The following is a 23,631-nucleotide window of genomic DNA, read 5'->3' on the forward strand; positions in this document are numbered from 1 at the left end:
GTTCGGGTGAAGCTTGCGGGCCATAAAAATAATGAAAACGCTGAAAACCCAAGTCGCCATCATCGGCGCCGGTCCCTCGGGGCTGCTGCTCGGTCAACTGTTGCACAACGCCGGGATCGAAACCCTGATCCTTGAGCGCCAGACGCCGGATTACGTGCAAGGGCGCATACGTGCCGGGGTGCTGGAACAAGGCATGGTCGACCTGCTGCGCCAGGCCGGCGTGAGTGCGCGGATGGATGCCGAAGGCCTGGTGCATGAGGGCTTTGAGCTGGCGCTGAATGGGCAACTGACCCATATCGACCTCAAGACGCTGACCGGCGGCAAGACGGTGATGATCTACGGGCAAACCGAAGTCACCCGCGACCTGATGGCCGCGCGCCAGGCCAGCGGCGCGACAACGTTGTATGAAGCCGGCAACGTGCAGCCCCATGATCTGAAAAGCCCGGAGCCGTGGCTGAGCTTCGAACATAAAGGCGAGCATTACCGGCTGGACTGCGACTACATCGCTGGCTGCGATGGATTTCACGGTGTGGCGCGTCAGTCGATTCCCACCGAGGCATTGAAAGTCTTTGAACGGGTCTATCCATTTGGCTGGCTGGGCATCCTCGCCGACACCCCGCCGATCCACGATGAACTGGTGTACGCCAAGCACGAACGCGGTTTTGCCCTGTGCAGCATGCGTTCACCGACCCGCAGCCGTTATTACCTGCAGGTGCCGGCCGATGAGTCGGTGGACGACTGGTCCGATGCACGCTTCTGGGATGAACTGAAAACCCGTTTGCCCAACTCACTCACCGAGCAACTGGTGACCGGCCCGTCCATCGAAAAGAGCATCGCGCCGCTGCGCAGTTTTGTGGTGGAGCCGATGCAGTACGGCCGCCTGTTCCTGCTCGGCGACGCCGCCCACATTGTGCCGCCCACCGGCGCCAAGGGTTTGAACCTGGCGGCCAGCGATGTCAGTACCTTGTTCAATATCCTGCTCAAGGTGTATCGCGAGGGCCGGGTAGAGTTGCTGGAAAAGTACTCACAGATTTGCTTGCGGCGGATCTGGAAGGCCGAACGGTTTTCCTGGTGGATGACCTCGATGCTGCATCAGTTTCCTGAGGCAGACGGCTTCAGCCAGCGCATTGCACAGAGCGAATTGGAGTATTTCGTGGACTCAGAGGCGGGGCGTAAAACCATTGCAGAAAATTACGTCGGACTTCCTTACGAGGCTATCGAATAGTCAGCTATCTAGTACACTGACGAGCATTCCCGTGGGCCTTCTTCTCCCGCGGGCCCTTGCTCGCAGGTTCTGCCGTGACCAACCTCAATCAGCCCGCCACACCCGCCGTGCGCAGTGTCCTTGTCGCCTTGATGATGGCGATCTTTCTCGGGGCCCTGGACCAGACCATCGTCGCCGTTTCCATGCCGGCCATTTCCGCGCAGTTCCATGACGTCAACCTGCTGGCCTGGGTGATCTCCGGCTACATGGTGGCGATGACCGTGGCGGTGCCGATCTACGGCAAGCTCGGCGACCTGTACGGGCGCCGGCCGATGATGCTGATCGGCATGGGCCTGTTCACCCTTGCTTCGCTGTTCTGCGGCATGGCCCAGAGCATGGAGCAGTTGGTGCTGGCGCGGATCCTCCAGGGCATCGGTGCTGGCGGGATGATTTCGGTCAGCCAGGCGATTATCGGCGACATTATTCCGCCCCGTGAGCGCGGGCGCTACCAGGGTTACTTCAGCAGCATGTACGCGGTGGCGAGCGTGGCCGGCCCGGTGTTGGGCGGCTACATGACCGAGTACCTGTCGTGGCGCTGGGTGTTCCTGATCAACCTGCCGCTGGGCGCGGGCGCCTGGTGGGTGGCCCATCGCACGCTGGTGGGGCTGCCGGTGCCGCAACGCAAGCCGGTGATCGACTACCTCGGCACTGTGCTGATGATCGTCGGTTTGACGGCGCTGTTGCTGGGTATCACCGAAATCGGCCAGGGCCATCATTGGCGCGACGATGAAGTGCTGGGGCTGTTGGTCTGTGCCGTGGTGGCGTTGACGGTGTTTGTGTGGCACGAGCGTCGGGCGCGGGAGCCCTTGTTGCCGATGCACCTGTTTGCCAACCGCAGCGCGGTGTTGTGCTGGTGCACGATTTTCTTTACCAGTTTCCAGGCGATTTCCCTGACGGTGCTGATGCCGCTGCGCTACCAGACCGTCACCGGTTCCGGTGCCGACAGTGCCGCCTTGCATTTGCTGCCGCTGGCGATGGGTTTGCCGATGGGGGCGTATTTTGCCGGGCGCATGACCTCGGTGACCGGGCGTTATAAACCGATGATCCTGATTGGCGCCTTCCTGAGCCCGATCGCGATTTTCGGCATGGCGTTGAGTGCGCCTCAGGCGGTGGCGGTCACCAGTCTGTTTATGTTGCTGTGCGGGATTGCCGCCGGGATGCAGTTTCCGACTTCCCTGGTGGGTACGCAGAACTCGGTGGAGCAGCGGGATATCGGGGTGGCGACCAGCACCACCAACCTGTTCCGTTCCCTGGGCGGTGCGGTTGGGGTGGCATGCATGTCGGCGCTGTTGCTGGCGTTGTTGCAGGACTCCAGTTTTGCGCACCTGGCCAGTGGGGCGCTGGTCGCGGAAGGGAGTTCGGGGAATGTGCTGCTGGATGGCTTGAATGCGGCGCCTGGGCCGGCGCAGGATGCCTTGCGGGGGGAGTTGTTGATTACCTTCAGGCATTTGCTGATGGTCAGTGCCGGGGTGTCGTTGTTGGGGTTGGCGGCGGCGATTGCCATGCCTGATCGGGTGTTGCGGGGGCGGGAAGACAAGGCCAAATAGTCGAAAAAATGAAGATTAAATGTGGGAGCGGGCTTGCTCGCGAATGCGGTCTGTCAGTTGATAAATAGGTTGGCTGATACACCGCATTCGCGAGCAAGCCCGCTCCCACATTCGATTGCGTTCCAGCATTTAAATAGCTGACATTCACGGGCTGTAATACCCCACAGCCACCATGAAATGTCCGGTTTTGCGCAAATACGCATGCTTGTTCTCAACCTTTCCGGTCACCGGATTTTTCCAGCGGTACTTGTATTCCCCCTGATCCTGCTCGGCCATGACCGCCAGGATCGGCTCACCCACCGGCTTCCCGTCGGGATCCTTGATCTTGCTGAAATCCGTATTCACCAACCGCGGAGTCGTGCCATGGGCCACGTAGCGCTGGGTGTCGAGGTCAACCACAAACACATACAAATCGTCCTGTAGAAAACCACCCTGCATGGCGTTGATGGCCTTGAGCGTCCCAACCGGGTCTTTCTCCAGCGCCTTGACGGCTTTGTTTCGCAGCGCTCTGGCATGTTCCGGCGTCGCCCGCGGCAGGTAGTAGCCAACGGCCAAAATCCGCTGCCCGACGCGCTGGTAATACACATGCTTGCGTTCCACCTTGCCGTCATTCCAGTTCTGCCACCGGTAATCGGCCTGCTGGATGCCACTGCCTTCCGGCACCGCCAACGCCTCCTTGAACGACTTGTTCAGATCCGGCCCCAGTACCTCGGAAACATTGCGCCCGATCAACGCAGAAGAGGGCCCGCCACTCGCCAGCAGCACGCCCTTGGTGTTGACCACGAACACGTAACGGTCCTGGTCGACGAATTCACCCTGGCGGCTGAACGCCGCAAAAGCCTTGTCACCATTCGTCTGGTAATACGCCAAGGCCTTTTCCAGCAAGGCCTTGGCGGCTTGGGCATCCGCCTCCTCAGCGGTGGCGGCGTGCACCTGGCCAACACATAACAGCAGCAGCCAGGTGGCTCGGAGCATTGCCTTCATTACCCGTCCCTCGTTCTTGTTGGTGTGCCAAGAGCGTAGACGGTTTGCCGGCAAATCAGAACGGTTTGGTCGGCAGGTATTTGCCATCCAGGGTGATCACCGCGCGGGAGCCGCCGTCCGGGTCTTCGACCTTCTTGATGTCCAGCTTGAAGTTGATCGCACTGATGATGCCGTCGCCAAATTGTTCATGCACCAGGGCCTTGAGGGTCGAACCGTAGACCTGCAGCATTTCATAGAAACGGTACATGGTCGGGTCCGTCGGCACGCCGCCCGGAAAGCTGCCGCGCAGGGGCACGGTTTGCAGCAGGCGGCTGGCGTCCTGGTCGAGGCCAAGCTTGTCGCAGACCACATCGGCAGCGTCCTTGGGCAGCGGATGCTGGCCGAGCAGGGCGGCGGTGACGAACGCCAGGCTCAGGCCGGTGCCGTCGGTGAGGTCCTGCCATGACAGGTTCTTGCGCGCCTTGATGTCGATGACGGTGTCGGCCAGGGCCAGGCGTGGGGATTGGGCGAATTGGGATTGCAGCATGGTGATGTCCTCTTGGGTTTGAATAAGGTTCAGGCGGCGTGGGCACGGGTGGCCGGGTGGTCGAGCAGCGACATGAAGCGCCCGCTGCGGCCATCCAGGGCGTCGATGGCGCCGCTTTCGATGTCGTAGACCCAGCCGTGCAGGCTCAGCCGGCCTTGTTCCAGGGCCAGGGCCACGGAAGGGTGGGTCTTGAGGTTGGCCAGTTGGGCGACCACGTTTTCCCGTACCAGCGAGTTCAGCCGGTCGGCATCCGATGCGTGAGTGCGGGCGGCGTTGATCACCTTGGCCGACTCGGCGTGGCGCAGCCAGTTGGCCACGGCGGGCAAGTGGTCGAGGCATTTGCAGGTGGAGATCGCGGTCATGGCACCGCAGTCGGAGTGGCCGCAGATCACGATGTCGCTGACGCCGAGAACGGCCACTGCGTATTCGACGGTGGCCGACACGCCGCCAGGCTCCGGCCCGTAGGACGGGACGATGTTGCCGGCGTTACGGATCACAAACAGGTCACCGGGTTCCTGCTGGGTCAGCAGTTCCGGGACTACGCGGCTGTCGGAACAAGACACGAACAACGTGCCGGGGTTTTGCGTGGTAGCCAGGTGTTTGAACAGGTCGCTGCGTTGAGTGAAGGCTTCACCCTGGAACTTGCGGAAGCCGTCGATGAGATCTTGCATGGTGGTTCTCCTTGCGTCGCTGATGGGGCAAGGATGGAAGTTTTCAGCTATAGCGTCCAAGACCGGCTTATTATGGTTTCTATAAGTCATGCCTATAGTTGGAGCGCCTTCCATGTTGCTGCGTCATATCCGCTACCTGCTGGCCGTTGCCGAGCACCGTAATTTCACCCGGGCGGCGGAGGCGCTGCATGTGTCGCAGCCGACCTTGTCGCAGCAGATCCGGCAACTGGAAGACACTCTCGGTGCGCCACTGCTGGACCGTTCCGGCAGAAGCGTCAGCCTGACCGATGCAGGCGAGGCCTATGTGCGGTTTGCGCGCCTGGCCTTGCAGGATCTGCAGGCCGGCACCCGCGCCATGCATGACGTGCAGGACCTGAGCCGTGGCAGCTTGCGCCTGGCGATGACGCCGACATTTACCGCTTACCTGATCGGGCCGCTGCTGGCGCGATTTAACGGGCTGTATCCGGGGATTACAGTGAGTGTCGAGGAGCTGACCCAGGACCGCATGGAGGCGGCACTGACGGAGGATTTGCTGGATATCGGCATCGGTTTTACCGGCGAGCATTTGCCGGATATCGAGTGTGAAGGGGTGTTTGTCGAGGCGTTGAGCGTAGTGGTGAGCGCCGGTCATCCCGGCATTGATCGACAGTCGTGGCTCCAGCAGCCGTTGGTGCTGCTGAATGCCGGCTTCGCCACGCGTCGCTATATCGATGAGTATTTTCGCAGCCAGGCGGTGAAACCGCTGATTACCATGGAGGCCAATTCCATCAGCGCGATTATCGAAATCGTACGAAATACGCAGTTGGCGACCATCCTGCCCAGCGCGATTGCCCAGGTGCAGCCGGGGTTGCAGGCGGTGCCGCTGAGCCCGCCGTTGCCGCAACGCACGGCGGCGTTGCTCAGCCGCAGGGGAGGCTATCGCAGTGCGGCGTGCAAGGCGTTTGTCGAGCTGGTCAGGGCGCAGCCAGCCACTGATTGATGATGCCGTCGTACACGCCGGTCACCGTGCTCAAGTGCAGCCACTGGTCCACATAACTCTTCCATGCGACATCATCGCGGGGCAGCAGGAACGCTTTTTCGCTGTACTGCATGTACCGCTCGGGATTCACCGCGCACAGTCCCGGCTTGAGCTTCTGCTGATACCGCGCCTCGCTGGCGTCGGTGATCATCACGTCCGCCTTGTTCGCCAGCAGTTCCTCGAAAATCGTCACGTTATCCGGGAACAGCGTCAGTTGTGCCTTGCCCAAATGCGCCCGCGCAAATACTTCATTGGTGCCGCCCGCAGGCTCGATCACGCGTACCTGCGGCTGGTTGATCTGCTCCACCGTCTGATAGCGCTGCACATCGGCGCAACGCACCAGCGGGATCTTGCCGTCGACGCCCAATGGCTGGCTGAAAAACGCCTTTTTCTGCCGCTCCAGGGACACTGAAATACCACCCACCGCAATATCACAGCGCTGGGCCAGGAAGTCCGGCATCAGGGTTTTCCAGGTGGTCGGCACCCACTTCACCTGCACCCCAAGGCTCTTGGCCAGGGACTGGGCCATCGAAATGTCGATGCCTTCGTAGCTGCCGTCCGGGCGCAAATAGCTGTAGGGCTTGTAGTCGCCGGTGGTACAGACGCTCATTTCGCCGCGCTGGAGCACTTCATCCAGGCGCGACGCGGGGCTGTCGGCCAGGGCCTGGGCAGACAGGCCGGCCAGCAGGGAAAGGGTCAGCAATGCTTTCATGCGGTCGGGTCCTTGGGCATGGGGAGGGCCGCCATTATTTGCAAATGTTTAGCCACGGCACAACCAAACTCCATCAAGACTGGATTTAACGGCTTAACCTCGCGTGTGAGGCTGCCCGGCATCTCTTTACTGTGAATCCCGCATGGACGGTTCCCCCGACACACACCCTGAGACATCGCCAGGCGCCACCGCGTCCAGCCGTCCGGATCGTCGTCGAGTCACCGCTGATGCCCTCCCTTCCGAACTCGCCTTCTGGGCGCTCTGGCACTGCCGCCACGCGCGCCCACCGGACACCTTTCTCCTACGTTGATTTGCCCGAATGGATGCCCCGCGCATCTGCCCGGCAGCGCCCGCGCGCCTGCCTGACGCGAACGTATGAGAATGCCCATGAGCACGCCCTTTGCCACCCTGCACGAAGCCCAGTCCTTTCTTGAGCAGAACCCGGATATCGAGATGTTCGAGCTGTTCATCCTCGACAACAACGGTGTGCCTCGCGGCAAACTGCTGCACCGCGATGAACTGCTGGCGGTCTATGAAAGTGGCCGGCCGCTGCCGAGTACCATCCTCGGCCTGACCATCAATGGCGACGACGTGGAGAACTCCGGGCTGGTTTGGGAAGTCGGTGATATCGACTGCCGCGCCTACCCGGTCAGCGGCAGTTTGCAGCGCATGCCGTGGCGCCTGATCCCGACGGCAGCAGTGCAAGTCAGCATGCACCCCACCGAAGGCATGCCCGCTACCGTGGCCGATCCCCGGCACCTGCTGGCCAGGGTGATTGACGACCTCAAGGCCGACGGCTATTACCCGGTGATGGCGGCGGAGCTGGAGTTCTATTTGCTCGACCAGAAACCCGACAGCAACGGCCGCCCGCAACCGGCGCGGGATGTCGACGGCGGGCGCCCGCGCTCGACCCAGGTCTACGGCCTGCGGGAGCTGGAGCAGATCGAACCGTTCCTCGCCGACCTCTACAGCGCCTGCAAACTCCAGGGTATCCCGGCGCGCACGGCGATTTCCGAATACGCCCCGGGCCAGGTGGAAATCACCCTGGAACATCGCAGCGATGCCCTGCAAGCCATGGACGAGGCGGTGCGTTACAAGCGCCTGGTCAAGGGCGTAGCCCACAAGCACGGGATGACCGCGTGTTTCATGGCCAAGCCGTTTGACGATCTGGCCGGCACCGGCATGCACATGCACGTCAGCCTGGCCGACCGCGACGGCAATAACCTGTTTGCCAGCGAAGCGCCCGACGGCACGCCGCTGTTGCGCCACGCGGTGGGCGGCATGCTCAGCACCTTGCTCGACTCGTTGCTGATGTTCTGCCCCAACGCCAACTCCTATCGACGCTTCCAGACCAACAGCTACGCGCCGCTGGCCGCGACCTGGGGCGTGGACAACCGCACCGTCACGCTGCGGGTGCCCGGCGGGCCGGCGTTTTCCCGGCATATCGAACACCGTATCTGCGGCGCCGACGCCAACCCGTACCTCGCGGCGGCCGCGATTCTGGCCGGTGTCCACCGGGGCATCCGCGAACAGCGCGACCCCGGCGCGCCGGTGGAAGGCAACGGTTATGCCCAGGCCAAGGAGTTGCTGCCCACCGATTGGCTGACCACCTTGCGTGCGCTTGAAGGCTCGGTTTGGGCGCGGGAGGCGTTCGGCGGCGAATTCCTCGGCGTGTACCTGGCGGTCAAGCGGGCCGAATACCGTCAGTTCATGGGCGAGGTGGGCGAGCAGGATTGGCGCTGGTATCTGCACCAGGCCTGAAGATGAAGGCGCTGATCACAGACAGTTAACAGACAGGCAGCGGGCTGGATACTGGTTCTGCATTAACGGCGAACAATCCTTCGACCTTTTTTTCACGAGACGGTGGTTAAGCTGCGAATGTCTGATCCATTAACAGAGTCGTGTGATGCCGTCGCAACCGCCGTCTTCCATCGAGATTGAATTTGCCGAACGCGCTGGCCAGCAGCATGCCCTGGTCTGCGCCGACACGCGTCCGCCGGGGCTGTTGCGGCGCCTGGGGTTGTGGCGCGATGAGCAATTGGTGCGCCGTGCACTGAAGATCGCCGGCGAGCCAGGGCTGATTCTCGACCTGGCGTGCGGCTCCGGGCGCTTTTGGCCGGTGCTGGCCGAGCACAGCAACCGGGTGATCCTGGCGTCGGACAATTCCCAGGACATGCTCGACCACGCCCGTACCCACCACGCGCCGGGCTTGCTCAAGCGGATCAAGACCTTCCAGGGCTCGGCATTTTCCATCGGCCTTTCGGCCAACGCGGTGGACTGCATTTTTTGCCTGGAGTTGTTTCGCCATGTGCCAACGGCAGAAGGGCGCCTGGCCCTGCTCGGTGAGTTTCATCGGGTAAGCCGCGACACGGTAATTGTTTCGGTCAACAGCGACAGCGGCTACCGGGCGTTGCAGCCTGGCCCGGCGGCAGTTGCCAGCCACCGGGCGCAAGTGGAGGCGGAGTTTCGCCTGGCGGGTTTCAAGGTCCTCGGTCAACAGGAGTTCATGCCCGGCTCAGCCATGTGGCGGGTGTATGTCCTGCGTAAGAGAGGATAAGTACCGACTGTCGGACTATTCTTCAGCTCCTATAAGAGTTTTCATGGCGGATGCTGTACTGCGAATGCTCGCAACTCCCTTTCGCGATATATACTGCGCGCCATTCTTCAAGGGAGAGCCGTGTGGCCATCGATATTCACTGGATCTGCGACAACGATAGCCTCGGCCAGCACTGCGCCGAATGGCAGCAGTTGCCATTCGTCGCCCTCGACACCGAATTCATGCGGGTCGACACTTTTTATCCCATTGCCGGGCTGATCCAGATCGGTGATGGCGTGCGCGCTTACCTGATCGACCCCCTGACCATCGACAACTGGCAACCCCTGGCCGCCTTGCTGGAGAACCCGGCGGTGATCAAGGTGGTACACGCGTGCAGCGAAGACCTGGAAGTGTTGCTGCGCCTGACCGGCAGCCTGCCGGTGCCGTTGTTCGACACGCAACTGGCGGCGGCCTACCTGAACCTCGGTTTCTCCATGGGCTATTCGCGGTTGGTGCAAGCCGTCCTCGATATCGAGTTGCCCAAGGGCGAGACCCGCTCCGACTGGTTGCAGCGGCCATTGTCCGAGACGCAAATCAGCTACGCCGCCGAAGACGCGGTGCACCTGGCAGAAGTCTACACACGCCTGCGCCCGAAGCTTTCCGACGACAAATACGCCTGGGTCCTGGAAGACGGTGCCGAACTGGTGGCCAACCTGCGCCGCGAAGTCGACCCGTACGAGGTTTACCGTGACGCCAAGCTCGCCTGGAAACTCTCCCGTGCCCAGCTCGCCGTATTGCGGGAACTGTGCGCCTGGCGCGAACAGCAAGCCCGTGCCCGTGACCTGCCGCGCAACCGGATCATCCGTGAGCACTCGTTATGGCCCCTGGCCAAATCCCAGCCGGATAACCTCGCCGCGCTGGGCAAGATCGAAGACATGCACCCGCGCACCGTGCGCCAGGACGGCGAGTTCCTGCTGGGCCTGATCAAGCGCGCCGGCAGCGTGCCCATGGACCAGTGGCCACCGGCGGTTGCCGAGCCATTGCCGGTGGACGCCGCCACGCTGATCAAGCAACTGCGCGCCCTGGGCCAGGCCGAGGCCGAACGCCTGGACATGGCGCCGGAACTGATGCTGCGCAAGAAAACCCTTGAAGCCCTGGTCAAGAGCGGCTACCCCGAGGGGCCTTACCAATTGCCAGATTCGCTGCGTGGCTGGCGCCGCGAACTGATGGGCCAGGCGCTGCTGGACAGCCTGGCCACTGCCGGAGAACAGCCTTGAAACGTATCTGCTCCATCTATCGCAGCCTCAAACGAAACGAGATGTACCTCTACGTGCTGAAAAGCGATGCACTGGAGCGCGTGCCGGAAAGTCTGCTGGCCGCCTTCGGCAAGCCGCACCACGCCTTCGACCTGGTGCTGAGCCCGGAGCGCAAGCTGTCCCGCGAGGACATCACCGTGGTTCTGGAGAACCTCGAAAAGCAGGGTTACCACCTGCAAATGCCGCCGGCCGAGGACGAGTACATCGAACACTTGCCCGAAGAGCTGCTGCGACGCAATGACCCGATGTGATCGGTCAGTGCCCCGTCCGGGGCACATTCATCAATGGAATTCAATTTTTGGCGGCGGCCGCACGGTACAGTGAACTGGACCGGCGGCCGCCTGCAGTGTTTTTGAAAGGTTTGAACCATGCGCGTTCTGATTGCTGAACACGATCACCCGCTGTACGCCCGGCTGCTGCGCGAAGCGGCGCCGGACCTTGAGGTCATGACCAGTGGCGACTCCGCCGAATTGTCGCGCCTGGCGGCCGATTGCCCGGTGTGGCTGGGCCAGCCGGATCTTCTGGCCACCTTGCTGCGCCAGGGGCACCAGCCACAATGGCTGCAATCCACCTGGGCCGGCATTACGCCGCTGCTGGCCGACGGCCTGCCGCGGGATTACCGCCTGACCCGCGCCGTGGGCATTTTTGGCCAGGTGATGGCCGAATACGTGCTGACTTACATGCTTGGCCATGAGCGTGAAGTGCTGGCGCGGCTGGTCAGCCAGGTCGAGCGCAAGTGGGATAACCGCATGGGCCAGAGCCTGGCGGGGCGCAAAGTGCTGATCGTCGGTACCGGTGATATCGGCCGCAGCGTTGCGCAATTCCTGCAGCCGTTTGGCGTTGAGCTGTACGGCATTGCCAGTGAGGCCCGTGAGCAGGCGCCGTTTGTCGAAGTTGCCGGGCTCGACGCGTTGCCGCGCCTGGTGGGTGAGGTGGACTACGTGGTCAACCTGCTGCCTAACACACCGAACACCCACGATTTGTACAATGCGGCGCTGTTCAAGCAATTCAAGCCGACCGGGTTGTTCATCAACGTCGGGCGCGGCGTGGCGGTGGTCGATGCAGACCTGGTGGAAGCGTTGAAGGAAGGTCATCTGGCCGGCGCGGTGATCGACGTTTGCCGTCAGGAGCCATTGCCCCAGCGCCATCCGTTCTGGACTGCCTGGGGCTTGCTGTTGACCGGCCACAGCTCGGCGCCGACTTCGCCGGGGATGATGGTGCAATTATTTGTCGAGAATTTGCGCGCGTACCAGGCGCAGGAAACGTTGCGCGGCGAAGTGAGTTTCGAGCGCGGTTACTGACAGCGCGAAGGCCCGGCAACGCGTGTTGCCGGGCGCTTACAAATTTCTGCAAACACTAATCAGATGTTCGTTTCGCAGGCCGTATGTGAGGCTCGTACCCCTCTCCAGATGGGTACATTCTCATGTTGAATGCTGGCACTGTGTCTCTCCCTCCACGGGTAACTTCGCAACTTTCCCTGCTTTCTACCGAGCCGGCGGAGCTCCCTCTATTGCCCTCTGCTCTGGGTGCTACGGCCGATCGCGATACGCAGGCCCTCGCCCCAGTCCCCCGGCAATCCGGTCTCACCGCGGCGTTGGGCGACCGCGAGAATCTGCGGACACTGGGCCAGAAGCTCAACGAAATCGCCAGCCGTCTTGGCGTGAATGCCAGCCCTCAAGCGGTGCTGGCCGCGCTGCAAACGACACCGATGCAAATACACCCCGACTCGTCCTACCCGACCCAGGCGGGTAAAGCGCCGACGGTAGAGACCTTTCTCGGAAGTATCGGCTTGGGGTTGCCCACCAATCATTTTCAGCTGACCGGTCATGCCCATGCGGTGAGTGACAGGGCACTGGAGCATCCGCTCGGCAATTTTGGCGGCGGGTTGTCCTGGCCTGTTCCCATGAGCGCCGCTGAACAGCGCAGGTTACTGGCGGCGGCTACCGACCATGGCAGCCAGAACCCCAATGCACCACACATCGGCGCAAGCGTGGGTGTACTGGAATATCTGAACGCGAACCAGCCGTTGTCGGGCGAGGCATTGGCTGATCCTGCCAAGGCACTCGAAACCCTCGTCAGCTCCACCCGCGGGCAGGCACTGGGGCAAGCCATCCGGGATCAGCTCGGGGGCGTCGCCACCGATGCCAGCGTGAACGAATACGTACTGAGCGCAATCCACCTGCTGCTGGATCCCGAGTCCATTACGGCGCCGCACCGTAACCGTGTGGCAGGTTTCGACCTCGCGCAACACGCCCACTGGGGCAGGCCGGCTTCGGCAGTGCTCGAGCGCCTGAGCACTTTCCTGCACGAAAATCACCAGACCAGTCCCGAGATGGCCAAGGCCGGCGCCTATTTGTTACTGGCACGAAAGGCGCCCGAGTTTTTGATCAAGGACATCCCCGACCGCGTGACCTACGGCAGCCCGGCCTGGGTAAGTCTCGCGGTCGCAGCGGCGGCCATAGAGGCGCAGTTCCCCGGAAAGGTGGCGCACATGACCTTTGCCCAAGTCATGTCCAGCGCGGAAAACGCGATCCTGACGAATCGAGCCGCCGCCGAACATGCACAAAAGGCGGCATTGGTGGACTGGGCCGTGGTCAACGGGATCGTCACATGCCAGCCAGGTGATCGTTACAGCGACGATGAGATAGACCGTGCAAGGACGGCATTCAACGCACAACTGAAGTCGACGCTTGCGGCTACCGGTTTGTTGGAAGCGGAGATTCCAAGCCGTAAAGACATTGCGTTGGCCCATTTGAAGGAGCGGTTTGGCGAACACGTACCTTTTGAAGAGAAACGACTGAAGATCGTTGACTCGAAACAACCGTCAGCCCAACCACTTTATGATCCGAACCGGGCGCCCGGCGGGCTTTTCTCGTTGTTGGACATCGCCATGAGCGGACTTGGCCAATACCCATGGGAAACCAGGGACCCGAGCATTGCCGAGGCAATCAAAGGCAAGAGCCTGGATTTCAGCGTGAACAAAATCTTCAACGAAGAATTTGAACAAGCAATCACTTCTCGCCAGCAAGGGGTTCGCAGCGTCATCAAGCACCTTGTCGCAACACTGCCCTTGGTTGACCGGGAAAACCTGGAGTTTGCAAAGCTCGAGTTTTTTCAGAAAAACACTTATGAACTGGGCCTCGACTTCACCTCTAAAAAACGGCAGGGCGCGGAAAACAAACTGTGGGTCAAGGCCACCGGAAGAAATGGCAACACCGTTTATGAAATTGATTTGAACGCAGGTGCAATCAAGTCGGTGCCGGCCTCGGAGTTAACAACAAAACGCGAGCGGCAGGCCAACAAGGAGTTCAAGACGGAGCCCTTCAAGCCCAAGACCGTGAGCGAGGCTGCCCTTGGCCAAAAGAGCCAGGACGGCTTGTCAACGCCGCCCCCCAGTTTTTCCAGTGCGCGAACCCAGCACATCGCCGATGCCTTTGTTGAGCATCTTGATCTCGACAGTGATGACATAAAAACCTATGCCCGGGGTGTCACCTCGTTCGATAAACAAATGGCAACCGAGTGGAACGTCACCCACTTTTTTCTTGACCTGATTCCGCTCAGGTCCGCCATCGTGAATTTTTCCAGGGGTAACCACCTGGAAGGGGCCAGTGACCTGGCGCTGGATGTCTTTGGTTTTGTCACGGCGGGCGCGGGTGTGGCGGCGAAAGTCACGAAGGCGGGGGCCAAGGTCGCGAGCGCCGCCGCCAAGGCCATTCAAGTGGCAAAAGTCATCGGTGTGGCTGCCATTCAAGCATTCAACCCATTGGATGGCTTCAGCGAACTGGTCGCGGGCGGTGCCCGATTGCTGGGCAAAGGCGCCAACTTTGTACGCGCCACGGGTGCAGAGGTGGTCAACAAGCTCAGGGGCGCGAGCGGCAGCTATGACCTGTTGAAGGCTGCCAGTAAACACTATGACGCAGCAGCGACGGGTACCTTCAAGGTCGCCGGGCAAAGCGTTGATGGAGGCGCGGTACTCCAGAACGGTCGATGGTATGCGTTTGATGTGGACAGGATGCGGCCTTACGGCAGCCCTCTTGAAGGCTTCACCGCAAAAACGAGTGCGATGGATGGGGCGATCATCACCACGCCTGCCGAGCAGGGCAGCGCCCTGAACAACCGGTTGCTTGGCGACTACAGCGTGGCCGAATCGAAAATAGCCGGGCTTGCGCGCAACAGTCAGGGGATCTATGTGGCGGCGGACGGTCACTTGTCCCACATCCGCCATACCGATACTGCCGGCAACACTGCGGTCTACGAAGTGCGGCAAGTGACTCGCACCGCCGACGGTGCCGTACAGGCGCAGATTTATCACAACAACCGGCAAACGCCGTTGCTGGTGCAGCACCTTCAGGGGGACCAATGGCAGCGCCTGGGGGCACGCGGCGGTAACCCGCCTTCTGTGGCATCAGACCTGGGGCCGGAAATTGGCGGGGGCGGTGAGGGGACGATCTACGACAGTCTCGACGGGAAAAGTGTCTATAAGGACTATGGCCCTTCATCCATGACTTCTGCCGACGACTTTGTCGATAACGAGACCCTGTGCCTGAACAGCTATTACGGTGACGGCTTTGCAACCACGATATTTGAAAATGGTCGCCGTTATTTGAAAATGGGCAAGCTGGACGGGGTGGATGTAAATACCCTGGCAAGGGGAAGTTTGCCCCCAGAGGCCAGGCTTTTACTGGATGACGCATTTCGGCGCATGGAACAGAAAAATCTTTACCACAACGATCTGCAGTTAAGTAATTTCCTGTATTCAGCGAGGGATAATAAAATCTATCCAGTGGACTTGAACGCAAACGGTCTTGAAGACATGACACCGTTTCTCGTCAGTATGTACAAGCGTGATCGAGACGAGCTGCGCAGGGCCTATTACGCGCTGATCGCCAAGGCGTAGCTGCACTTGTGGCGGGTGTACCCTGCTGTGATCGCAGCAGCAGGGTTTTGACGTGACCGTCAACGACTGCCAGAGCGTGTTCAGTCCTGGTGGTTGAAGTCGCCTTCGGACACCAGCTCGTTCAATGGACGACGCGGGCTCGGGGTTTCCCGGGCTTGCAGGTAGTCGGCCAGGGTCGATTTGTCGCCGAGCTTGCCAATCGCCACGGCAGCGTGCAGGGCGTAACCTTCAGGAATCTTCAGTTCCTTGCGGGTCAGTTCCTGGTCGAAACCGGCCATGCCGTGGGTGTGCCAGCCGCTGAGGCTGGCTTGCAGCGCCAGGTGGCCCCAGGCCGAGCCGGTGTCAAAGGTGTGCCACAGGGCCGGGGTTTCTTCGGCGGCACCAGGCACGGCAAAGGTCGTCTTCGACGCGACGATCACCAGGGCCGAGGCATGCTGCGCCCAGCCACGGTTGAATTCGTTCAGCAGGCCCAGGAAACGTTCCCAGTTCGGCGTGTCGCGGCGCGCATAGAGAAAACGCCATGGCTGCGAGTTGTAGGCCGAAGGTGACCAGCGCGCGGCTTCGAAGAAGCTCAACAGGGTGTCCACCGGGATGCTTTCGCCGGTGAAGGCGCGCGGCGACCAGCGGTCGGTGAATTGTGGGTGGATCGGATAGTCGGCGACGCGTGGGTTGCTGCTCATTGGGCTGATCCTGATGAAAAACCGGGGTTCAAAACTACTTCGCCGCCGGGTGGCTGACAAGTCTTGTTCTACCGACAGTCGTAAGCGCTTGGCCCCGGGGGCCATGGGCACTAGACTGGCGGCCTTTTAACATACCGATATTGATGTAGAGCCATGGCCGCCAAAGTCGAACCTTTCTGGATCCGCAAAACCCTCGAACAACTCGACCAGGATGAGTGGGAGTCGTTGTGCGACGGCTGCGGCCTGTGCTGCCTGCAAAAGCTCGAGGATGAAGACGACAACAGCGTCTACTACACGCGCATCGCCTGCAAACTGCTGGACCTGAAAACCTGCCAGTGCACCGATTACCCCAACCGTCGCGCCTCGGTGCCCGATTGCATCCAGCTCACTCCGGGCCAGGCCGACCAATTCAAATGGCTGCCGCCCACCTGCGGTTACCGGCTGGTCAGCGAGCGCAAGGATTTGCCGCTGTGGCACCACCTGGTCTGCGGCGATCGCGACGCTGTGCACCAGGAACGCATTTCCCAGTCCGGGCGCATGCTCAGCGAAGGCAGCGTGCCCGAGGATGACTGGGAGGATTACCTGATTTTTCGTGCAGGCTGAGAAGGAGTGTGTATGACGGTTGGAGCCAGGCTGGCGGCGAGCCTGCTGTTGTTGGTATTGAGTGCGCCGGCGTGGGCGGCGAAGAAAGTTGACCTGGACTATCACGTCAAGCTGTTGCCCCAAAGTGATCAGGCAGAAGTGCGCCTGAGCCTGTCCCAGGGCTCGGCGGTGCGCAGCCTCAACTTCGACCTGGGCCGCGACGGCGACTACAGCGACTTCAAGGCCGATGGCCAGTGGCAAGTGTTGCCGGGCATTACCCCGGGTGACAGCCGCGGCCTGTGGCAACCGAGTGCCGACAAGGCCAGCCTGACCTACCGTGTACGCCTCACCCACGCCCGCAAGAAAGGCGTCTATGAAGCGCGGATGACCCCGAGTTGGGCGCTGTTTCGCGGCGAAGACCTGGTGCCCACTGCACGTCTGGATCAACAGGACGGCATTGAACTGGTGTCGCGCCTGGTGTTTGAACTGCCTGCCGGCTGGAAAAGCGTCGAGACGTCCTGGCCGCGCATCGGCAAGAACAAATTCCGCATCGATAACGTTTCCCGCCTGTTTGACCGGCCCACCGGCTGGATGCTCGCGGGTACGCTGGGCAGTCGCAGGATGCGCCTGGGGGAAACCGAAATCACCGTGGCGTCGCCCAAAGGGCAAGGCATGCATCGCATGGATGTGCTGACCTTGCTGACGTTTGTCTGGCCGCAAGTGCAAGCGGCATTCCCACGGCACCCGGCGAAATTGCTGGTGGTGGGCGCCAGTGACCCGATGAGGCGCGGTGCGTATTCGGCGCGGGACTCGATTTACCTCAACAGCCGTACGCCGTTGGTCAGCGAGAACGGCAGCAGCCCGTTGATCCGTGAAGTGGTGCAGGCTATCGGCCGCTTCAACGACCACCAGGGCAGCGATTGGATCAGCGAGGGCTTGGCGCAGTACTACGCTATTGAACTGATGCGCCGCGCAGGGGGGATCAGCGACGATCGTTATGCCGCCCTGCAGGCCCGGCTGGCCAACGAAGGCAAGGACGTGACCACCCTGCGGGTCGAGCACGCCAATAGCGCGACCGTCTCACGAGCGGTGGTGTTGTTGCAGGAGCTGGACCGCGAGATTCGTGTGAAAACCCACAACAAGCGTTCGCTGGATGATTTGACCCAGGCGGTGATGCGCTTGAACAGCATCAGCACAAATGAATTCGTGCAGCTGGGGGAGAGCATTATTGGCGAGTCGTCGGTAGTACTCGATACCAAACTGCTGCACTGAAACCAAGGTGGGAGCGGGCTTGCTCGCGAAAGCGGTGTATCAGAAACACAGTCAGTGACTGACACTCCGCTTTCGCGAGCAAGCCCGCTCCCACTTTTGATCGGGTTAACCCACAGTTTTGCTGGCGTTTTCAGCCGCCACTTCAGCCTTGGTCTTGAGGTTTTTCAGTTCCTCACCGGCGCGTTCGATCTTGGTCCGCACGCTGTTCATTTCCTGGCGGCTGCGCTCCAGCAACTCTTTCGCCGAGCTATGCCCGCTGATCCCGCGTGCCAGCGCTACGCCGCCAATCGCCACCTGGATCAAACCGAAAAAGCCGCCACGGCGCAGGCCTTTGCCCATCATCACCACACCGCCAGCCAGGGAGCCGATGCGTTCCCAGCCCTGGACGTTTTGCGTGGGTTGGGGCTCGAACGGGGTGGACCGGATAACGGGTCGCAGGGTTTTGCTGTCGCTCATGATCTGTCTCCAACAAGGGCTGATTGATATGCAGCTGACTGCACACAGGCCGCGGATGTTCCCAAAAAATCAGTATTTGGGGCCCGAACGGGTGTTGTTGCCCTTGGCCAGACGGTCGTAAAGCACCACGTTGACGGTGGCGGCGAGGTTCATGCAACCGGTGGTCGGGATGTAGATCACGTCTTCACACCAGTCGCGAATCTCTTTGTCGAGGGAGCCGTCTTCCGGGCCGAAGATATACAGCGCACGGTCTGGATGGGTGTATTCGGGGAGAGGGCGGGCGCCTTCCACCAGCTCGACGGCGACGGGGATGCAGCCCAGGGGCAGGATCTTTTTCAGGTCGTCGATACCGATCAGCGGAATGTCGTGGTGGACCTTCTTGGTGTCGGTAATAAAGTCCCGGGCCCGCTCATAGCGCTTGCCGGTGTAGAACACCGAGGCCACGCCGTAGCAGCCGGCGGCGCGCATCACCGAGCCGACGTTTTCGGGGGATTTGGGGTTGTACAGACCGATGCAGCTGTAGCGTTTATTGCCCACGGGAAAGGGTGCCTTCGAGAAAAACCGCGATTATACGGCCTCGGGCTAATGCATTGCTTGGGCGATCGCTATCGCGGGCAAGCCCGGCTCCCACATTTGGAATGCAATCCCTTGTGGGAGCCGGGCTTGCCCGCGATGAGGCCGTCACATTCAGCGAAGATACTCAGTCGTCTTTCTTCATCAACCCGGCCAACGCCGCAAACGGGTTGTGCGTCGCCTTGGCGATCGTCGGGCTGCTGGTGGAGCCTTCGCCGAAATACTGCTGGTCGGTATAACGCGAGTGTTCGTTGTCGTGGCAATACAGGCACAGCAACTCCCAGTTGGAGCCGTCCTGGGGGTTGTCGTCATGGTTGTGGTTGCGGTGGTGCACGGTCAGTTCGCTCAGGCGCTTGCCGGCGAATTCACGGGCGCAGCGGCCACACACGTGGGGGTACATCTTCAGGGCTTTGTCGCGGTAGCCCATTTCCCGGTCGCGCTGGGCATCGGCGAGGATGCGATCCAGCTTGGCGGTGTGGGAGGGCGGGTTGGTCGAGCTCATCATGGCTCCTGTCTTTTAGTGGATCACGGATAGCGTTGATTCTAGCTGCTTGCGGGCTAATAAACCTCCGGCTTTTTCAGGCGCGGTCATGCCGGTGAGGGGGATTGTTTGTAGTATCGACGAACTGAATTCATAAGGAGCGGTACTCATGCGGATGCATTCATGGTTGTGGGCGCTGCTGTTGTGCGCCGTCAGTGTTCAGGTCCAGGCGTTTTCCACGCCCCAGCCAGGCGAGGTGATCGATGTGGAGCTGGAGCAGCTCCACCCGACCCAGGCCGTCATCGGTTTTGATCAGATTCATTACAAGCTGGGAGTATTTGCCGAGTCGCCCAAAAAAGTGTTCGACGAATATTGTGAAACCAACGGCCAGGGCGGTGTCGACAAGGTGCCTGAAGATGCCGATCTGCATAAGCCAGGCAGCTTCACCTGCAAAGACCCGGTGGGCGCTCACGTGGCGGACATGAAAACCGTGGTGGTCGGCCCCGCTGGCCAGTTGTACCTCACTGACGGCCACCACTCGTTCAGTACCTTGTGGGAGCAGCCAGGTGCCGGCGCCAAACTGAAGATGTGGGTGCGGGTCACCGATAACTTCAGCGACAGTCCCGACCTGGCGACTTTCTGGAAACGCATGGAGCAGGGCCGCAAGGTCTGGCTCAAGGACGGCCAGGGCAAGACCATCACGCCTGAGCAAATTCCGGCACACCTGGGCTTCAAGGACCTCGGCGACGATATGTTCCGCAGCCTGGTTTACTTCTCCCGCAAGGCGTCCTACGGCAAGCCGACCTCTGGTGAGGTGGTGCCGGAATTCCTGGAGTTTTACTGGGGAGGATGGTTGCGCACGCAGATTGACCTCGGCGCGTTCAACCTGAACAAGCAAGGCGGGTATGAAAAGGCAATCGAGGCGGTAGCCAAGCGCATGGTCAGCCTGGCGCCCGAGGCACCGGTAGGGGACAGCGGCTTCAGCGCCCGGCAGTTGGGCGGCTTCACGTCACTTGACCGCAAAGAACTGAACGATACGTTCAAGAAGAAAGTGCCCTACGTTATCGACAGTAGAAGTAACTAAGTGACGAACCGGCAGGGGCGGCCTTGTGCTGTTTCTGTCGGGCGTATAACGGCTTAATATACAGTAAAGATCCGGCAAATATCGATTTAAATGCCGTGGGGCATTTAATTGGCTTCAGGGTGATAAAGTGTTGGACTAACTTTGCCAGTTTGTTTAATGTGGCGCCTCTTGGCCTACTGCCGTTAGTGTGTTCTGTGGTGGCGTCAGGTAGTCAATACGTCAGGTCTTTCCTGGCGACTGTCAGTTTCCCGCAAGCCGGGCTTTCCTTTCACGATATCAACCCCCCGTGGTTGACGTTGTGGCGTTTCAAATCAGAAGCGCTCATCCAGAGCGTACTGCTTCCAATAACCGAAGTCGGGTGGTTGAAGTGTCTGATGATCGTCGTGCAAATAATAAAAAATCGACGCGTTACCCTGTTGTTATAACTTGAAGATTCGGGATAGGTGTCCTGTGCAAGTTGTAAGTTTATGGTGCCCGTTAATAAACTTCTGATGTTCATCTCACTGACATTCACACTGCGTGAATGCAACGGCCTGCTTCAATTGAATGCATGCAATTTTTTGTAGAGGCTGTTGTGTCTAAAGGCGTTGTTCTGGCGGTTTCCGCTTCCTTCCTGTTTGGTGTGCTGTATTTCTTTACCTCCCTTCTTGAACCCTTGAATGGCCAGCAGATATTTGGCTGGCGAATGCTCATCTCCTTGCCCTTCATGACGTTGCTGCTGTGCCTCTCCGGAGACTGGAAGTGGGTGCCGTTGATCTACAAGCGTCTGCGGGAGAAACCCGCATTGCTGCCTTGTGTCGTGCTCACCAGTGCCCTGGTGGGTGTGCAGTTGTGGATCTTCATGTGGGCGCCCCTCAATGGCCACGGCCTGGATGTGTCGCTGGGCTATTTCCTGTTACCGCTGACCATGGTCATCACCGGGCGCATCGTTTACGGCGAACGCCTTTCCCATCTGCAAAAAATTGCCGCTGCGCTGGCGGCGGTGGGCGTGGCCAACGAGCTGTATCGCACGGGCGGGTTCTCCTGGACCACCCTGGTGGTGTGCGTCGGTTATCCGCTGTATTTCGTGCTGCGCAGGCGTTGTGGCACCGGCAACCTCGGCGGGCTGTGGCTGGACATGATGCTGATGATTCCGGTCGCGCTGTGGTTCGTCCTCGGTAGTGAGCCCATCAACGAGACCCTGGCGCAGCGCCCGGCGCTCTATTGGCTGGTGCCACTCATGGGGTTGGTCAGCGCGGCGGCGGGTTATTCCTACATCCTGGCCAGCCGGCTGTTGCCGTTCAGCCTGTTCGGTTTGCTCAGTTACGCAGAGCCGGTGCTGCTGGTGGCCGTGTCGCTGATGCTGGGAGACGCCCTCAAACCGGGCCAATGGATGACCTACCTGCCGATCTGGCTGGCCGTGGTGGTGTTGGTGCTGGAAGGCTTGAGGCATTTGAATCGACTGCGCCGGTCGATCTGACCTACGACCCGCGCAGTGAATTCAGGCGGCTGTTTCAGCCCTTGAGTTTCTCGGCAATCCAGATGGTATGCCGCGTGCCCTTGTTGCCATGGGCAAACACTTGCACTTCCTCGGCCTTGAAGCCGGCCTTGCGCAGTTTGTCGCTGAACTGCTTGTCGGCGCTGGCCGACCACACCGCCAGCACGCCCTTGGGCCGTAGCGCCTTGGCGCAGGCGCTTAGGCCACCGGCGGAATACAGCCAGCTGTTGGCTTTTTGCGTCAGGCCTTCGGGGCCGTTGTCGACGTCCAGCATGATCGCGTCAAACCCCTGGGGCTCGGCCTGCAGCACCTTGGCCACGTCTTCCAGACGGATCACGGTGCGCGGGTCCAGCAGCGGGCGGCCGGACTTTTCCCCCAGTGGCCCGCGATTCCACTCGACCACGCCGGGCACCAGCTCGGCAACCACCACTTCGGCAGTCTTGCCCAAATGCTTGAGCGCTGCCGCCAGGGTAAAACCCATGCCCAGGCCGCCAATCAACACCCTGGAGCCGGGCCGGCCGGCGACTTTGCGGCACGGAATCTCCGCCAGCGCATCCTCGGAACCGTGCATGCGCGTGTTCATCAACTGGCCACCGTCACCGCCCTGAATCTTGATGACAAAATCCTCACCGTATTCGAACAGGCACAAGGCACCGCCGTTGTCGGGGATCGGAGTGGTGTCCAGCAGAACGAAACGTTTCATGGAAATCTCATTGGGAAGGGCATTCTTGCGCGGTTGGGAGTAGCCTTACGACTTTACGGTCAGGCCATGGAGCCATCGATGAAGTGCAGCATTCTAACGGTCATTGTGTGGAGCGCGCTCGCCCTTGGCGGTGTGGCCCAGGCTCAGGAGTCGCAAACCGTGCCGATTACCCCCGCGCCTACGGCGGGTTCACCGGGTACTGCAACGCCCACGCCTTATCCGCAAGTCACGCCACCGGCAACGCCAAAGGCGGCCGGCAGCGGTGAGCCATTGTTGGCACCGATCGTGCTGCCCGCGCCGCCGAAGGACCAGACGATCCCCGGCTTGCAGCAAAACGACATCAAGCCCAAGACCCCGGGCGGCTAAAACTGCTGGGACAGCAATTGCCCGTCCGCCATGCGCAGGCGCCTGGACAGGGCGATAGCAATCGCACGAATGATCTTGGCCGCGATTTTCGGTGCATCGTTGAGCATCTTTTCCAGGGAATCCTTGCCCAGGTTCAATAGCACGCAATCGCTGGCCGCCACACAGCTGGCGGAGCGGCGCTCGCCGTCCAGCACAGCCATCTCGCCAAAGGTCCGCCCGCTGCGCAAGGTGGCGATAGTCAGGCGCTGGCCTGCATGGTTGGTCTTCTGCACCGCCACCTGGCCTGAGTGAATGATGCACATGAAGGTGCCCGCGTCGCCCTCGAGGAAAATCACCTCATCGCGGGCGATGCTGCTGATGTTGAAATAGCCCGCCGCTACGTGGAAGTCTTCCGGCAGCAACGGGTCGAACAGGCCGCAATCCATCAGCATGTCGCGGATTTCGTTATTGAGTAAGGTCGGTTCTGGCATGAGGCTTACAGTCTTT

Annotated in this window: 24 protein-coding genes; 14 read left to right on the forward strand and 10 right to left on the reverse strand. The window is 60.8% G+C overall.

All coding sequences use genetic code 11. From position 1 onward, the window contains the following. Positions 1 to 40: 40 nt before the first annotated feature. Complete coding sequence (gene pobA / locus HX869_RS13720; protein WP_178903215.1) at positions 41 to 1,225, forward strand: 4-hydroxybenzoate 3-monooxygenase; 1,185 nt, start codon at positions 41 to 43, stop codon at positions 1,223 to 1,225. Positions 1,226 to 1,299: 74 nt separating this feature from the next. After that, on the forward strand, positions 1,300 to 2,811 hold the full coding sequence (locus HX869_RS13725; RefSeq protein ID WP_177019679.1) for an MDR family MFS transporter: 1,512 nt from the start codon (positions 1,300 to 1,302) through the stop codon (positions 2,809 to 2,811). Between the two features lie 144 nt (positions 2,812 to 2,955). Here the strand turns inward: HX869_RS13725 and HX869_RS13730 are convergent, their stop codons facing one another. From HX869_RS13730 to HX869_RS13740, 3 genes are read right to left on the reverse strand one after another with little or no spacing between them, the layout of a single operon-like run. Continuing rightward, a complete protein-coding gene (locus HX869_RS13730; protein WP_003210658.1) occupies positions 2,956 to 3,795 on the reverse strand; it encodes a cache domain-containing protein in 840 nt (279 codons plus the stop codon). A 55-nt stretch (positions 3,796 to 3,850) separates the two neighbouring features. Further along, positions 3,851 to 4,321, reverse strand: a complete 471-nt coding sequence (gene cynS / locus HX869_RS13735) for a cyanase (protein WP_003210659.1) — start codon at positions 4,319 to 4,321, stop codon at positions 3,851 to 3,853. A gap of 29 nt (positions 4,322 to 4,350) precedes the next feature. Then, the gene (locus tag HX869_RS13740) at positions 4,351 to 4,992 is read right to left on the reverse strand and encodes a carbonic anhydrase (RefSeq protein ID WP_177019677.1); all 642 of its coding nucleotides are present in this window, start codon (positions 4,990 to 4,992) and stop codon (positions 4,351 to 4,353) included. Positions 4,993 to 5,104: 112 nt separating this feature from the next. On the opposite strand from HX869_RS13740, the gene cynR reads away from it, so the two are divergent. Beyond that, positions 5,105 to 5,971 carry a transcriptional regulator CynR gene (gene cynR / locus HX869_RS13745; protein WP_178903204.1) on the forward strand — a complete coding sequence of 289 codons (867 nt, stop codon included), beginning with the start codon at positions 5,105 to 5,107 and terminating at the stop codon, positions 5,969 to 5,971. Here cynR and HX869_RS13750 read toward each other — a convergent pair. Next, positions 5,946 to 6,722 carry a transporter substrate-binding domain-containing protein gene (locus tag HX869_RS13750; RefSeq protein WP_008437921.1) on the reverse strand — a complete coding sequence of 259 codons (777 nt, stop codon included), beginning with the start codon at positions 6,720 to 6,722 and terminating at the stop codon, positions 5,946 to 5,948. The two genes, cynR and HX869_RS13750, sit on opposite strands and share 26 nt — an antisense overlap. 387 nt (positions 6,723 to 7,109) lie before the next feature. Here HX869_RS13750 and HX869_RS13755 point away from each other — a divergent pair, with 387 nt between their 5' ends. The 6 genes from HX869_RS13755 to HX869_RS13780 all read left to right on the forward strand — a co-directional run bounded on the left by HX869_RS13755 (position 7,110) and on the right by HX869_RS13780 (position 15,471). Further along, positions 7,110 to 8,483 carry a glutamine synthetase family protein gene (locus HX869_RS13755; RefSeq protein WP_178903205.1) on the forward strand — a complete coding sequence of 458 codons (1,374 nt, stop codon included), beginning with the start codon at positions 7,110 to 7,112 and terminating at the stop codon, positions 8,481 to 8,483. Between the two features lie 145 nt (positions 8,484 to 8,628). Then, positions 8,629 to 9,279, forward strand: coding sequence for a class I SAM-dependent methyltransferase (locus HX869_RS13760; RefSeq protein WP_003210665.1), 651 nt, complete (start codon positions 8,629 to 8,631; stop codon positions 9,277 to 9,279). 122 nt (positions 9,280 to 9,401) lie between these two features. Further along, positions 9,402 to 10,535 (forward strand): ribonuclease D, encoded by a 1,134-nt coding sequence (gene rnd / locus HX869_RS13765; RefSeq protein ID WP_003210666.1) that lies wholly within the window; start codon positions 9,402 to 9,404, stop codon positions 10,533 to 10,535. Beyond that, positions 10,532 to 10,825 carry a YcgL domain-containing protein gene (locus HX869_RS13770; RefSeq protein ID WP_003210667.1) on the forward strand — a complete coding sequence of 98 codons (294 nt, stop codon included), beginning with the start codon at positions 10,532 to 10,534 and terminating at the stop codon, positions 10,823 to 10,825. The genes rnd and HX869_RS13770 overlap by 4 nt, the downstream gene beginning before the upstream one ends. 117 nt (positions 10,826 to 10,942) lie before the next feature. Then, positions 10,943 to 11,875: a D-2-hydroxyacid dehydrogenase gene (locus HX869_RS13775; RefSeq protein ID WP_003210668.1), complete on the forward strand. Its 933-nt coding sequence runs from the start codon at positions 10,943 to 10,945 to the stop codon at positions 11,873 to 11,875. A 209-nt stretch (positions 11,876 to 12,084) separates the two neighbouring features. Further along, the gene (locus HX869_RS13780; RefSeq protein ID WP_256736764.1) at positions 12,085 to 15,471 is read left to right on the forward strand and encodes a hypothetical protein; all 3,387 of its coding nucleotides are present in this window, start codon (positions 12,085 to 12,087) and stop codon (positions 15,469 to 15,471) included. 80 nt (positions 15,472 to 15,551) lie between these two features. On the opposite strand, the gene HX869_RS13785 is transcribed toward HX869_RS13780, so the two are convergent. Then, entirely contained in the window at positions 15,552 to 16,151 is a 600-nt protein-coding gene (locus HX869_RS13785; protein ID WP_003210670.1) for a nitroreductase family protein, read from the reverse strand. Positions 16,152 to 16,304: 153 nt separating this feature from the next. Here HX869_RS13785 and HX869_RS13790 point away from each other — a divergent pair, with 153 nt between their 5' ends. Both HX869_RS13790 and HX869_RS13795 read left to right on the forward strand, forming a co-directional pair. Continuing rightward, entirely contained in the window at positions 16,305 to 16,754 is a 450-nt protein-coding gene (locus HX869_RS13790; RefSeq protein WP_003210671.1) for a YcgN family cysteine cluster protein, read from the forward strand. Between the two features lie 12 nt (positions 16,755 to 16,766). Beyond that, the gene (locus tag HX869_RS13795) at positions 16,767 to 18,005 is read left to right on the forward strand and encodes a hypothetical protein (protein ID WP_178903207.1); all 1,239 of its coding nucleotides are present in this window, start codon (positions 16,767 to 16,769) and stop codon (positions 18,003 to 18,005) included. A 105-nt stretch (positions 18,006 to 18,110) separates the two neighbouring features. Here HX869_RS13795 and HX869_RS13800 read toward each other — a convergent pair whose 3' ends face one another. The 3 genes from HX869_RS13800 to HX869_RS13810 form a co-directional block, all read right to left on the reverse strand. Further along, complete coding sequence (locus tag HX869_RS13800) at positions 18,111 to 18,461, reverse strand: DUF2892 domain-containing protein (RefSeq protein WP_003210673.1); 351 nt, start codon at positions 18,459 to 18,461, stop codon at positions 18,111 to 18,113. A 69-nt stretch (positions 18,462 to 18,530) separates the two neighbouring features. After that, complete coding sequence (locus tag HX869_RS13805) at positions 18,531 to 18,998, reverse strand: RNA methyltransferase (protein WP_003210674.1); 468 nt, start codon at positions 18,996 to 18,998, stop codon at positions 18,531 to 18,533. Positions 18,999 to 19,161: 163 nt separating this feature from the next. Beyond that, positions 19,162 to 19,536: a YajD family HNH nuclease gene (locus HX869_RS13810; protein ID WP_003210675.1), complete on the reverse strand. Its 375-nt coding sequence runs from the start codon at positions 19,534 to 19,536 to the stop codon at positions 19,162 to 19,164. A gap of 148 nt (positions 19,537 to 19,684) precedes the next feature. On the opposite strand from HX869_RS13810, the gene HX869_RS13815 reads away from it, so the two are divergent. Beyond that, positions 19,685 to 20,599 (forward strand): ParB/Srx family N-terminal domain-containing protein, encoded by a 915-nt coding sequence (locus tag HX869_RS13815; protein WP_178903208.1) that lies wholly within the window; start codon positions 19,685 to 19,687, stop codon positions 20,597 to 20,599. A gap of 574 nt (positions 20,600 to 21,173) precedes the next feature. Next, positions 21,174 to 22,058, forward strand: coding sequence for an EamA family transporter RarD (gene rarD, locus HX869_RS13820; protein ID WP_178903209.1), 885 nt, complete (start codon positions 21,174 to 21,176; stop codon positions 22,056 to 22,058). Positions 22,059 to 22,092: 34 nt separating this feature from the next. Here the strand turns inward: rarD and HX869_RS13825 are convergent, their stop codons facing one another. After that, positions 22,093 to 22,779 carry a spermidine synthase gene (locus tag HX869_RS13825; RefSeq protein ID WP_003210678.1) on the reverse strand — a complete coding sequence of 229 codons (687 nt, stop codon included), beginning with the start codon at positions 22,777 to 22,779 and terminating at the stop codon, positions 22,093 to 22,095. 78 nt (positions 22,780 to 22,857) lie between these two features. On the opposite strand from HX869_RS13825, the gene HX869_RS13830 reads away from it, so the two are divergent. Beyond that, positions 22,858 to 23,145, forward strand: coding sequence for a hypothetical protein (locus tag HX869_RS13830; RefSeq protein ID WP_003210679.1), 288 nt, complete (start codon positions 22,858 to 22,860; stop codon positions 23,143 to 23,145). On the opposite strand, the gene HX869_RS13835 is transcribed toward HX869_RS13830, so the two are convergent. After that, entirely contained in the window at positions 23,142 to 23,615 is a 474-nt protein-coding gene (locus HX869_RS13835; RefSeq protein ID WP_003210680.1) for a cyclic nucleotide-binding domain-containing protein, read from the reverse strand. The two genes, HX869_RS13830 and HX869_RS13835, sit on opposite strands and share 4 nt — an antisense overlap. Positions 23,616 to 23,631 lie beyond the last annotated feature (16 nt).

Origin of the sequence: Pseudomonas sp. P7779 (assembly GCF_013386315.1) — a bacterium.
GTDB lineage: Bacteria > Pseudomonadota > Gammaproteobacteria > Pseudomonadales > Pseudomonadaceae > Aquipseudomonas.